General features: G+C 33.6%; 11 protein-coding genes. 7 read left to right on the forward strand and 4 right to left on the reverse strand.

Features of this window, described 5'->3' with window-relative positions; all coding sequences use genetic code 11:
- Window positions 1-60 precede the first annotated feature (60 nt).
- Complete coding sequence (locus tag GV828_RS10955; protein WP_166537535.1) at window positions 61-2,028, forward strand: endonuclease; 1,968 nt, start codon at window positions 61-63, stop codon at window positions 2,026-2,028.
- Between the two features lie 178 nt (window positions 2,029-2,206).
- Here the strand turns inward: GV828_RS10955 and GV828_RS10960 are convergent, their stop codons facing one another.
- From GV828_RS10960 to GV828_RS10975, 4 genes are all read right to left on the reverse strand, one after another.
- Window positions 2,207-4,342, reverse strand: coding sequence for a PAS domain-containing protein (locus GV828_RS10960; RefSeq protein ID WP_166537536.1), 2,136 nt, complete (start codon window positions 4,340-4,342; stop codon window positions 2,207-2,209).
- Window positions 4,343-4,419: 77 nt separating this feature from the next.
- On the reverse strand, window positions 4,420-4,803 hold the full coding sequence (locus tag GV828_RS10965) for a DUF3037 domain-containing protein (protein WP_166537537.1): 384 nt from the start codon (window positions 4,801-4,803) through the stop codon (window positions 4,420-4,422).
- On the reverse strand, window positions 4,781-5,575 hold the full coding sequence (locus GV828_RS10970) for a HipA family kinase (RefSeq protein ID WP_166537538.1): 795 nt from the start codon (window positions 5,573-5,575) through the stop codon (window positions 4,781-4,783). Before GV828_RS10970 ends, GV828_RS10965 begins: the two co-directional genes overlap by 23 nt.
- Before the next feature lie 43 nt (window positions 5,576-5,618).
- A complete protein-coding gene (locus GV828_RS10975; protein ID WP_166537539.1) occupies window positions 5,619-6,143 on the reverse strand; it encodes a DinB family protein in 525 nt (174 codons plus the stop codon).
- A gap of 114 nt (window positions 6,144-6,257) precedes the next feature.
- On the opposite strand from GV828_RS10975, the gene GV828_RS10980 reads away from it, so the two are divergent.
- From GV828_RS10980 to GV828_RS11005, 6 genes are all read left to right on the forward strand, one after another.
- Window positions 6,258-6,470 (forward strand): hypothetical protein, encoded by a 213-nt coding sequence (locus tag GV828_RS10980; RefSeq protein ID WP_166537540.1) that lies wholly within the window; start codon window positions 6,258-6,260, stop codon window positions 6,468-6,470.
- A gap of 185 nt (window positions 6,471-6,655) precedes the next feature.
- The gene (locus GV828_RS10985; RefSeq protein WP_166537541.1) at window positions 6,656-8,215 is read left to right on the forward strand and encodes a hybrid sensor histidine kinase/response regulator; all 1,560 of its coding nucleotides are present in this window, start codon (window positions 6,656-6,658) and stop codon (window positions 8,213-8,215) included.
- 39 nt (window positions 8,216-8,254) lie between these two features.
- Window positions 8,255-11,806, forward strand: coding sequence for a hybrid sensor histidine kinase/response regulator (locus GV828_RS10990; RefSeq protein ID WP_166537542.1), 3,552 nt, complete (start codon window positions 8,255-8,257; stop codon window positions 11,804-11,806).
- An 11-nt stretch (window positions 11,807-11,817) separates the two neighbouring features.
- A complete protein-coding gene (locus tag GV828_RS10995; protein ID WP_166537543.1) occupies window positions 11,818-12,171 on the forward strand; it encodes a response regulator transcription factor in 354 nt (117 codons plus the stop codon).
- Entirely contained in the window at window positions 12,172-12,981 is an 810-nt protein-coding gene (locus tag GV828_RS11000) for a CheR family methyltransferase (RefSeq protein ID WP_166537544.1), read from the forward strand.
- Window positions 12,963-13,535: a chemotaxis protein CheB gene (locus GV828_RS11005; RefSeq protein WP_166537545.1), complete on the forward strand. Its 573-nt coding sequence runs from the start codon at window positions 12,963-12,965 to the stop codon at window positions 13,533-13,535. Before GV828_RS11000 ends, GV828_RS11005 begins: the two co-directional genes overlap by 19 nt.
- The last annotated feature ends 157 nt before the right edge of the window (window positions 13,536-13,692 follow it).

Consider the following 13,692-nt stretch of genomic DNA (forward strand, 5'->3'; position numbering starts at 1 on the left):
CAAATCATCTTATTCGATTTTAAATACACTAACTTTGTGCGTTTTTCAAATTGAACCACTATGATTAAAAATTACTTTTTCATTTTATTTTTCTTTGTTTTTAGCCCATCTTTTTCGCAAATAATTGTCATTAATGAATTAGATTGTGATACGCCAAGTATTGATACACAAGAATTTGTTGAATTAAAATCGGCAACACCAAATTTTTCATTAAACGGATATGTGTTAGTGTTTTTTAACGGAAATGCCGAATCTGTTAGTACTGGAAATAGAAGTTATCTTACCGTTTCTTTAGACGGAATTACCACAGATGCTAATGGAATTGCGGTAATTGGCAGTAATGGTGTTTCTCCAGTTCCTAATAGAATTTTTGGCGATAATCTAATTCAAAATGGTCCTGATGCAGTTGCAGTTTATTTAGGAACTTACCTCGATTTTCCCGATGGTACTTTGGCAACCACCACAAATTTAATTCATGCTTTAGCTTATGGAACATCTGATCCTGATGCTACTCAATTGATGAATCTTTTAGGTGTGACAACACAATGGGACGAAAGTGTGAACGGTCAAGTTACCACACAGAGTATTCAAAGAAAAAATGACGGAACGTATGAAACAAAGACTCCAACACCAGGAGCTCCAAATGATGGAAGCGGAGTAGTTTATAATGGAATTACCATTTCCACTTCGGCTACACAAATTAATGAAGGAGATTCTTTTACGATTACTTTTACCACTCAAAATGCTGTGACTTCTCCATTAAATTTCGATTTTACTTTAAATAATGAAACATTTAACACGGCTGATTTTACTGGAGCTACAAATGTTTCAATTGGCACAGGTTCAAATGAATATACTACAACAATTCAAGTAATAGATGACGCGGAAGATGAAGGGGATGAGTTGATTAAGATAACATTTGGCACTTTGCCGGAAGGCTATGTTAGAATGAATGATAATGTGGAAATCAGAGTGATTGATAATGATTTTACCACTTCACCTTGGGGAACGCCTTTAAATCCTACTTATGGAAATGTGACGCCAACAATTCCCGATGGATATTATGCATCTTTAAATGGAAAATCTGGAACAATTCTAAAACAAGCCGTTCAAGATATTATTGCTAATCCAGCAGTTGTAAGAGCGCATACTTATGGTGATGTTACGGAAATTTTGAAAAAAGCCGATCAAAATCCACAAAATAGCAACGAAGTTTGGTTAATGTACAAAGAAATCAATCGCGCTAAGTTTTTATTTCAAGATAGTGGTTCTGGTACAGGAAAATGGAACCGTGAACATATTTTTCCGCAGTCACGTGGCGGATTTTCTAATGCAACTTCTGACCAATCGGACGGAATTGATATTTTTGAAAACTCTAACGCTAACATAAGACAACACGGACACTCAGATGCACATCATTTACGTGCCGAAGATGCAATTGAAAACAGTACAAGAAATAATAAAGATTTTGGACCTTTAGATTATAATGGCTTTGCAGGAAATGCTGGAAGCTGGAAAGGCGATGTTGCCCGTGCCTTATTTTTTATGGCAGTTCGATATAATGGTTTAGAATTAGTGGAAGGAAATCCTTCGGATAACACAGCGAATCAAATTGGCGATTTGGCAATTTTATTACAATGGAACCAAACAGATCCGGCAGACGATTTTGAAATGAACCGAAATAACTATATTCAAACATGGCAAATGAACCGAAACCCTTTTATTGATATGCCAGAATTAGCAAATTATATTTGGGGTGAAAATGCCGGACAAACTTTTTTCCTTTCAAATGATGTCAAAGATGTGCTTAAATTTACAGTTTATCCAAATCCTGCTCAAGATAAAATCACAATCACAGGTATTAATTCCGAAGCAAAGATTGAGATTTTTTCCATTTCAGGGCAAAAATTATTCAACAGTGAATTTAATGGCGAAACTACTTTTAATCTGAACTTGGCTAAAGGTGTTTATTTTGCCAAAATTTCCGCTAACAATCAATATTCAGTAAAAAAGATTGTAATAGAATAGTATAATTTCACTAAACAATGATAAAAGTTTCAATTTAACCAAGAGTTAAGTTGAAGCTTTTTTTAATTTACGGGTTTTTTAATTGATGTTTTAGTACCGTATCTATCAATTGATGAAGAAGTGATGCTACATTCAAACTATTTTTATTTATAAAATCACACAAGCTTTTGGATATTTTTTATTTAAAATATATGGTGAATTTAGTACCAATATTGGGTTTACTTTCCACATGAATTTTTCCACCCATAGCATCAATTTGATTTTTTGTAATAAAAAGCCCTAATCCCATTGCATCGGCATTTTTATGGAAAGTTTTATACATGCCAAAGAGTTTTGAGCCATATTTTTCAAGATCTATACCAATACCGTTATCTTCTATTTCTAAAATGATATTTTCATCTTTAGGATAACAACGCAAGCAAATTATGGGTAATCTTTCCGGATGACTATATCGAATGGCATTTGAAATAAAGTTAAGTAAAACACTCTCTAAATAAGCAGGATTGAAGTTCACAGCTGTATCCTGTGGGACATCAATTATTATTTGAGCCTTTTTTTCTTGAATTTTCTCAGAGAGGATGTCTAAAGTTTTTTCGATGTTTTTTCTTAAATTCAGTTTTTGTAAATTAATATTGGTATTACCTTGGATATTTACAATATCATTTAGGTTGATAATGGTTTCGCTCAATCTTTCCGAAACACTTTGAAGCATTTTAATTAATTCTGATGATTCTTCTGCTGTTTCCGCTGTTTCGATTAATGTGGCAATCGATTGAATATTGCTAGTGTGGGAACGCAAATTATGCGACACGATATATGAAAAATTAAGGAGTCGTTTATTTTGCTCGCTTACTAACTCAAAAGCTTCGTTCAAGGCGTTTTCGGCATTTTTGCTTTTGGTAATATCTATCATAATACCTTGCAATAGAGTAGGTTTGTCATTATGTCTAACAACATTTACAATGTCTCTAATCCATATAATTTCACCATTTTTGGCAATTAGCCTATATTCAAAGTCAAATTGTTTATCGGTTAATGCTTTAGTATTACAATAATTTATGGCATATTCCGCATCTTCAGGATGCAAGGTTTTTTCCCAAAATCCGGGCTCATCTGTCCATTCTTCTACTGAATAACCTGTTATTTCTTCAACTTTTTTATTGACAAAGGTGATTCGCAAATTAGATAAATTATTTTCCCAAACAATTCCGTCAATAGAATTTATGAGCGTTTCAATTTGCTGTTGAGAATGTAAAATATTGTTTTCTCTTACTTTTCTTTCTGTTACATCTTCTGTAGAGATAATTACACGAGCCAGGGTATCTTCAAATCCTGGAATAACATTCCAGTTTAATTGAATTTCTCTAACGTCAGCAAGGCTTTTTCGTAAAGTTGAATTGATTGTTAAGCTCAGTTTTCCTTGAGTTATCCCTACAATTTGTTCTATAAATGAGTCCATTCCTTCGTCATTAATTACCGCATTAAGACTGGTAGTTAACTCATTTTTAGTTTTAGGATGATGTAGCTTTACACATTCATTATTGACGTTGATGATTATTACTTTTGAAATGGCTTCAATCAAAATTTTGGGATTTTTCGTAAGATAATCTCTAACAAATTGTTCTGGCTTTCCTATTAAATTAATTGAGTGAAGGTAATTTTTTAATTCGGAAAAATCTTCTTCCCAAAGTGCAATAGGTGCATTGTCAAATAGATTTCTGTACCGGTTTTCTGCCACTATTTTCTCCGAAATGTCTTCCAAAACAATCATATGGGTTTTCGGCTTTCCAAATTCAGTTTCGATTATTGATCCTATCACTTGGGTTACAATTTTAGCACCATTTTTTTGAAGATAACTAGCTTCTGTATTAAATTCAATAGTTTCACCGGAAATAAATTTTTTCATTTCGGTACGACTCATTGAATTGTCATCTTGAAAAACAATATCAGAAATGTTCTTGTGTTTCAACTCTTCTTCAGAAAAACCCGTCATCTCTATGACCTTTTCATTACAATCTAAAATTTTGCCCGTTTGTGATTCAATTTGCAAAATTCCTAAATTTGATTTCTTAAATAATATTTTAAATTTTTTAAAATAGTATTCAAAATCGCTGATTTTTTTTTGATTTACAAGAAACTTAAAAAACAATAGCCAACTTGCTCCCAAAATGGCTACGATTATTAAACGAAGCGTTATGAAACCCCAAGACATTGGTATTAATAGAACAGTTACTCCTGCAATAATTTGTATCATTAAAAATACTCCGATAATCAATTTGGTACATTTATTTGTAAAAAGTAGCAATCCGTTCATTTATAAAAAGTTTTATGAGTGCGATAATTGAGATAAATGTACTATATAATTGAAAATATTATGGTTTAACCATTTTGTTAAGAAACAAGTTCTGCAAACAATTTTTGGGTTCGGGCTTCTAGATCAACACATAATCCGGGATGTGGTCGAGAGGTTTGTATAATGGAACTTCGGATAGCGGTTAACCATCGAAATCTTTCCGAAATTTCAAATTGTGCAATGGGTCCAGCATTTTTTATTCCATGAGCAATATTATGAAACGCTTTAAGATTTTCGCTGAGTATCAAATGATCTAAATCGTTTGAAAAAGTCTTTAACCGTAACACATTTACTTCGTAAATCATTTTGATAAACTTTTGTTTTTTGCAAAAAACAATCACGCCTACATTAATAAATTCTTCACGTTCAACTCTAGGAACTACTCGAATTACTGCATATTCATATAAGTGCTTCTCTTGCATTTTTCGCTTGATTTAAAAATAGATGTGAATGGTCTCGGCGGGTTTTTAAAAATTTAAGATAAACCTCTCGAATCGTTTCGGGCTGCACTGCAGTTTCTTCCCAAATTAGCCAGTCTTCTGGAATTAAATTGACAATTGTTGTCAGGATTTCGTCCGTTAGAATTTTTAAAAATTCGGCATTAACCTCGTCAAGTTTACTTGCTTTTGGAAGCAAAACGTGATCTTTGATTAATCCAAAACTGCTTTTGGCATGACTTTCCCAGTTGTCAAAGGAATGATGAAAATAAAAGCTTGCGCCTTGATCAATTAGCCAAAGTTCTTTATGCCAAATTAACATATTCGTGTTGCGAAAAGTTCTGTCAACATTTGTAATAAAAGAATCGAGCCATACTATTTTAGATGCCAAAAGAGGATTCACGTCTGTAACAGCAGGGTCAAAGTTTATTGCTCCCGAAAAAAAATGCAGTGCCAAATTGAGTCCTTTGCTTCCTTGAAGTAAATCTTGGATTTCTTCATCAGCCTCAGTTCTACCAAAACCTTCATCTAAATTAGCAAAAACTATTTCAGGAACCGGTAAATTTAATATTCGGGCAATTTCGCCGCCTAAAAGTTCGGCTATTAAAGCTTTAACGCCATGTCCAGCACCTCGAAATTTCAGCACATATTTAAATTCATCATCAGCTTCCGTTAAAGCCGGTAAAGAGCCGCCTTCACGTAATGGGACGATGTATCTTGTAACCGTTACGGTTCTTAAAGATTCAATTTTGTTCATAAAAATAATAATCCTCTACAAAGGTAACTTTTTTAAAGATAAATTAGTCTTTAACAGATGTAACTATTTTGAGGGTTTCGATGATTTGAAAATGATGTCTTTGGGTGTGAAAAACCGCAAAAGTGAACCATTCAAACCGACTAAATTTTCCAAATCCAGTAATTTCAAAGTGTTGAGGAATTAGCGTGAGATCAATATTTTCAACAAGTTCTAGTAATTTTTGTCTAAGATTTTTAAGATCAAAAATTAACTTGTTTTTTTGGTGGTTACTTTGATTTGGAACTACCATTTCAGGAGCAACATATTTTGTTTCAAAATTTAAAAATACCTCACGTATCAAAGTTGCTTTTTTGTTCATAGGTCGCTCGGATGCACTATTTTCTTTGGAAAATAGTGCTTCAAAGCCTGAAACAGCCATAATAATATGTTCTACAATTTGACCCACAGACCATTCATTTGCAGAAATTTTTTTGTTTAAATGATCTTCGTCAACCTTATTAATAGTTATAATTAATTGATCAAAAGTTTCATGAAGTTGTTGTTTGAGTATGATATTTTCTGGTTCCATACCATGTTTTAGTTTAGGTAAATGTATGAAATTAAAAGATTGTTTTGCTTGATTTATGGCAGTAATTACAAAAAAAAACTCCTACATTTGTGTAAAACCAAATCCTCAATAATTATGTCGCAAAATTTTGTTGCCTTAAAAATAAATGTTCAACAGGTCATTGATTATATTGCGATTAAAGATTACGATGCGGCATATTCCAGTTTTGTATTGGCGAGCGAAATGCTTGACGAAATTTTAGATCACACGGAATCTGACGAAGATTTAATTGAAATTTCGAAATACCAAGTGTTATTAAATCAATTGCACCAAAAAATGAATATATAATTCCTGATTATTAAAAGCCCACGTAATATTATTCAGATTTTTTATATATTTTTGAAAATCTTACAAACAAAACATAAAGTTTCGTTGGTCTTGCGCCAAAATTTATTAAACCAATGTTCTTCCCCAAGAATATTGTTATTTAAATAGAAAACCACGGTTTACACAAAGTAAACCGCTACCAAATTATGATTTTAATTGTTGATGATAAAAGCGAAAACATAATCGCTTTACAAAAAACGCTCGAGCTCCACGGCTTAACAACCGATAGCGCAGAATCTGGCGAAATCGCGCTGAAAAAAATTCTAAAAAATGAGTATTCGCTAATTATTCTTGACGTTCAAATGCCTGGAATGGACGGTTTTGAAGTAGCCGAAAATCTTGCCGGAAGCAATAGAACCAAGGATATTCCCGTACTTTTTTTATCGGCTATTAATAAAGAAAAAAAATACATCAGTAAAGGCTATCACTCTGGTGGCGTTGATTATATTACCAAGCCGGTTGATCCTGATTTATTAATTTTAAAAGTAAAAACTTTTTTAAAATTATCTGAACAAAATAGAGAACTACGACAAACACGTGATATTCTTTCGCGTGAAATTACAATCAGAAAAGAAGCTCAGGAAAAACTCTCCCTTCAAATGGATGAGCTTAACTCTGTTTTAGAATCCTTACCGCAAACAACTTTTACAATCTCCGCAGAAGGTAACATTGAATATGTTAACAACAGATGGTTTCAATTTTCGCACAAAAGCGATGTTTTTCCTGCTGTTCATCCTGATGATTCTACTTGTGTTCATAAATGGCAAGTAGCATTTGAGAGCGGACAAGAATATCATGCTGATGTAAGGATTAAAGTTCTTAAAAATAATAAATTCAGATATTTCTCAGTAAGAATAGTACCTATAATTGTTCAATACAAAATTGTAAAATGGGTGGGAACCTTAACTGATATTCATGAACAAAAACGCGCTCACGAAAATTTAGAAGAAAAAGTAATGGAAAGAACAAGTGAGTTAGTTATTAAAAATGAAGAGCTCGAGCTTTCCAACCACGAGTTACAACAGTTTGCATGGGTAGTATCCCACGATTTAAAAGAACCGCTCAGGAAAATTGAAGTTTTTCTTAAATTGATAAAAGACAAATACTTAATAGATAGCGATAAAGCAATTGATTATTCTAATAGAACCATTAGCGCTGCAGATCGAATGTCAAAACTCATTAATGATCTTTTAGTTTATTCCCGACTTTCGTCAAAAGTAGCTGCGGAAAAAACAGATCTTAATGAAGTTTTAGGAGAAGTTTTGTCGGATTTAGATTATTTAGTTGAACAAAATAATGCCGAAATTTCTGTTGACGAATTACCCATCGTTCAAGGTGTCTCTAGCCAACTACGGCAATTATTTCAAAATTTGATAGGTAATTCACTCAAATTCGGAAAAGAAAATGTACCGATTAAAATTGACATATCTTGTGAAAAAGTTGCCTCAAAAAATTTTGATGCAAATAAAGATGAGCATGGTAAATTTTGGCGTATCACATTAAAAGACAACGGTATAGGTTTCGACGATGCCTATATTGACAAAATTTTTATTATTTTCCAAAGCCTTAATGACCGCGAAAAATATGAAGGTACTGGTATTGGTCTTGCAATAGCCAAAAAAATCGTTGAAAAGCATAATGGTATCATTACTGCAAAAGGAAATTTAGGTCACGGAGCGGCATTTATAATTATTTTACCGGCCTAAAAAACTCAAATAATAACACCACAAACGCTATTTTTTCACATGGATACAAATTTTAAAAGAAATTTAATAATAGGATTCGGGTTTTCATTTTCACTTCTTTTAGTAAGTTCGGTCGCCTCGTTTGTCAGCATTAAAAGTTTGCTAAACAGTAACAAGTGGGTAAATCATACACAAGAAGTAATTTATAATTTAAATTCCGCTTCTAGCACAATGGTTGATGCGCAAACCAGTATTCGAGGATATATGCTTACAGGAAAATCAATTTTTCTGCAGCCTTATTTAAATGCCGAAGAAACTTCAAATAGTTACATTCAAAAACTTGAGGAATTAACGGGTGACAATGACATACAGCAACAACAAATTGAAAAATTAAAAACCCTCAAATCAAATCTGTTTCAGTATTTAAATGACAGAAAAAATGAACGTCAAACTGGCAAAATAATCTTTGAAGACGATGTTTTAAGAGGTAGAGAGATAATGAAGTCAATTCGAGAAACTTTAGATTTAATGGAATCTCAGGAACGACAACTACTAAATGAAAGAATGTCAAACTCAAAAAATTATGGAATGTATTCCATGATTTTAATCATTATTGCAGCATTAATTTCATTATTAACAACTCTTTTTTACTTTTCAAGAATTTTAAAAGACTACTCAGAAAGATCAAAATTATATCTTGAACTAAAAAATAAAGACCTTGAAACACGAGAACGGATTGAGTTAATAAGCGGCATTGCAGCGCAAATTTCTGCCGGAAATTATTCAATCCGAACCAATGAGGCTAATGATGATACCCTAGGAGAAATGGGCGTTTCCATTAATGCTATGGCAAGTTCATTGGAAAATTCTTTTACCACTTTAGTAGAAAATGATTGGCTTCAGGCAGGTATTTCCGAGTTGAGCCAAGCCATGCTAGGAGAAAAAAACATCGAAGAGTTGAGTAAAAATATCGTTGATTATGTAGCCAATTATGTTCAGGCAGATGCGGCAGTTTTATATGTTCTTGAAGGAAATGAATTTATGGAAACTGCAGGTTATAATTTTGTTTCTGCAAAAGAAAGAAAGTTTTTCAAAATGGGAGAGGGATTAGCAGGCCAAGCAGCCACATCAAAAAAAGTGATGGAACTTAAAGAAATCCCAGCAGAAAATTTCCTAATTAGTTTTGCCCACGGCAAAGTTTATCCAAAACATATTATTGCCATTCCACTATTAGATAATAATGTTGAAGGTGTTTTAGAAATAGCAGCAATTAGAAATTTTTCTACCACCGAAAAAAAATACTTTAACGCTATTGCCAATAATATAGGTATCGCACTAAAATCCGCCCAAAATAGAAAACGTTTGCAAGAATTACTTGAAGAAACACAAGCGCAATCCGAAGAATTACGAGCCCAACATACCGAATTAGAACAAATGAATGCCGAACTTGAAACCCAAACAGAAAAGCTACAAGCATCTGAAGAAGAATTACGCGTTCAACAAGAAGAATTACAGCAAACTAATGAAGAACTAGCTGAAAGAAGCACACTTTTAGAAGAGCGAAATTTGGAAATTCAAAAAAAATCCGAAGACCTTGAATTAAGCACCAAATATAAATCTGAGTTCTTAGCAAACATGTCGCACGAACTTCGAACACCCTTAAATTCTATCTTACTTTTAAGCCGTTTGCTTTCGGAAAATAACGAAAAAAATTTAACCGAAGAACAAACTGAATTTGCCAAAGTAATTCAAAGTTCGGGTAGGGGATTACTTGGATTAATTGATGAAATTTTAGATCTGTCAAAAATCGAAGCAGGAAAAATGGACCTAGAATTTTTAGAAACGCCCGTAAGTGAAATTACACACAGCATGCAAGATTTATTCTCGGAAGTTGCTAAAGAAAAAGGAATCCAGTTTATTATTGACGATAAAAATGCTCCTTTAGTGATAAAAACCGATAAAATGCGTTTGGAACAAATTTTAAAGAATTTAATCTCAAACGCTATAAAATTTACCTCCGAAGGTAGCGTAACCTTACAAATAGAAAAACATAACTCTAATGAAAAGGCTGTGGTTTTCACTGTAAAAGATACTGGAATCGGAATTCCTCGAGAAAAACAACCGCTTATTTTTGAAGCATTTCAGCAAGCTGACGGTTCCACCAAAAGAAAATATGGTGGAACAGGACTAGGACTGTCTATCAGCCGAGAACTCACCAAATTGTTAAAAGGCGAAATTTCTTTAAAAAGTATCGTGAATCATGGAAGTGAATTTACATTAACTTTGCCTATTTATGGAAACCCAATAGTCGTTCAAGATAAACCTGCAGAGAAACCTTCTGCCGAAATTAATAAAGAAGTTGAATTACCTCAATACTTAAGTACGCATATTCCCAAAGAAATTGATGACGATCGAAATAATATTTCGGATAGGGACAAAATTATTTTGATTGTAGAAGATGACATAAATTTTGCAAAATCCCTGCTTGAATTCACCCGAAAAAAAGGCTATAAAGGGATCGTTTGTGTTCGGGGAGATTATGCCCTAAATTTTGCATTAGCACATAAACCAGTTGGAATTTTGCTTGATATTGAACTTCCAATGAAAAATGGATGGCAAGTAATGGACGATTTAAAAAATAATCCTATCACAAAGCCTATTCCAGTTCACATCATGTCTTCGCATCAACTCAAGCAGGAAAGTTTATTAAAAGGTGCCGTAAATTTTCTTGACAAACCCGTAGCGTTTGAAAAAATTCCCGAAATATTTCACAAAATAGAGAAAATTGTCAATCGAGAGTCGCAAAAAGTATTAATCGTAGAAGATAACCAAAAACACGCTAAAGCTTTAGCATTTTTCCTTGAAAATTACAACATTAACTCCGAAATTAAGAGCGAAATTCACGACGGTATCAATGCGCTAAAAAGTGACAACGTTGATTGTGTGATTTTAGATATGGGAGTTCCAGACAAGTACTCCTACGAAATTCTTGAAAATATAAAAGATAATCCAGGACTAGAAAACCTTCCGGTAATCGTGTTTACAGGAAAAAGTTTATCGATGAAAGAAGAACTTAAACTCAAGAAATACGCAGATTCTATTGTGGTCAAAACCGCAAATTCTTATCAAAGGATGTTAGACGAAGTTTCACTTTTTTTACATTTAGTAGAAGAAAATAAAAGTGTAACTCCTAAAAAAGAATTTAAAAAACATCAAAATTTAAATAACATTTTAAGTGGCAAAACGGTACTCGTAGTTGATGACGATGTGCGAAATATTTATTCATTAACCAAATCACTCGAAGCCCTTAAAATGAGTGTTGTAACCGCCATTGACGGTAACGAAGCATTGAGCGCTTTACAGGAAAACCCCGAAATCGATGTCGTGCTACTCGACATGATGATGCCTAATTTAGATGGATATGAAACCGCAACAAAAATACGTGAGAACAAAAATTTCCGTGATTTACCGGTTATTGCCGTCACCGCAAAAGCAATGATGGGAGATCGTGAAAAATGTATTAATGCAGGAGCTTCAGATTATATTACAAAGCCTGTTGATATTGACCAACTATTGTCCTTACTTAGAGTTTGGCTTTACGATAAAAATTAAAACCAAAAAAAATGAAAAATAAAGTTTTAATTGTTGATGACGATCCTCGAAATATATTTGCTTTAAAAGCCACATTAAAAGCGAGAGGTTTCGAGTGTGTTGCCCAAAGTAGCGCCGAAAACGCAATCTATTTTTTAAAAGAAAATTTTGTTGATGTCATTTTAATCGATATGATGATGCCCGAAATGGATGGTTATGAAGCAATTCCTATAATTAAGGAAATTAAAAGTACCGTTCCAGTAATCGCCGTAACCGCTCAAGCTATGGTAGGCGATCGCGAAAAATGCCTTCAAGCGGGTGCTGATAATTACATTTCAAAACCCATAGATGTAGATCGATTAATGCTCATTTTAAACAATTTGTAAATGACAACTGACAGCCAACTTGAGGAAGTAATTCAGGAAATTTTCGATCACTACGGATTGGATTTCAGTGGATATTCAAAAGCATCATTCAAGCGAAGGATAGACCGCATCATCAATCTTGACGAGATTTCACATTTTCAAGAATTTATATATAAAATTAAAACTGACATCAATTATGTTCGTCGAATCGTAGAGGAAATTACCGTTAATGTCACCGAAATGTTTCGAGACCCTCACTTTTACAAAATTGTAAGACAAGAAATTATACCAGTATTAGCCACAAAACCTTTTATCAGGATTTGGCATGCAGGCTGTTCCACCGGAGAGGAAGTCTATTCCATGGCAATACTTCTTGAAGAAGCGGGAGTGTTACAAAAATCAATCTTGTATGCCACAGATCTTAGCACTCGAGTACTCGAAAACGCCAAGAAAGGTGTTTTTCCATTGCGAAACATGAAACAATATTCCGAAAATTATATTGCAGCCTCCGGCAAAAAGGATTTTTCATCATATTATATTGCCAACTATAACCACGCAAAATTCAACGAAAACTTGTCAAAGCGAATGGTTTTCTCAATCCATAATTTAGTATCCGATAAATCTTTCAACGAATTCGACTTAATTCTATGTAGAAATGTTTTAATTTATTTTGATAAAGACCTGCAAGACAAAGCTTTGATGCTGTTTGATGAAAGTCTTTCTTCACTTGGGTATCTCGCATTAGGCACTAAAGAAAGCATCAAATTTTCTAACATCCAAAACCGATATCGTCAACTTCAAAAAGAAAAAATATGGCGGAAAATGAATTGAAAGTAGTAATCATCGGAGGTTCTGCAGGAAGTTTAGAGGTTTTAATGCGATTGTTGCCAAAATTGCCCAATCCCATTCCATTTGCACTCGTCATTGTAGTACATCGTAAATCAGCAGACGATACAATTCTAGAAGAATTAATTGCCGCAAAAACAAAAATTCCCGTTCAACCCACCGAAGATAAAATACCCATCTTTAAAGGAAATATCTACATCGCCCCATCTGATTATCACTTACTATTCGAAAAAAATCACACAATAGCAGTAGATAACTCCGAAAAAATAAATTATAGTCGTCCCAGCATTGACGTCACTTTTCAATCCGCAGCCGAAATATTTACCAGCAACACCACAGCCATTTTATTATCAGGTGCCAATACCGATGGCTCCAAAGGCTTACAAATCCTCAAAACATTAGGAGCAATAACCATCGTCCAAAACCCCGAAACTGCCGAGATGCCATTTATGCCCCAAACCGCAATCCAAAATTCCAATCCTCATTTTATATTTTCACCCGAAGAAATTATCCAATATTTACAAAATTTTCAAGAATAAAATATGGGCAGCGATCGCGCTTTCCGTTACAAGTCCTCGGCAGAAAAAACTTTTTTTGTAGCCCAAAAAACGAGCTTCCGCTGGTCGCTGTTTTTTCCGGGCACAAAAAATAGTTTTTCTGCCTCCGGGCTTTCCACTTCAATCGCTGCTGCAACGA

The sequence above is a fragment of the Flavobacterium ichthyis genome (assembly GCF_009915155.1).
In the GTDB taxonomy this organism is placed as follows: domain Bacteria; phylum Bacteroidota; class Bacteroidia; order Flavobacteriales; family Flavobacteriaceae; genus Flavobacterium; species Flavobacterium ichthyis.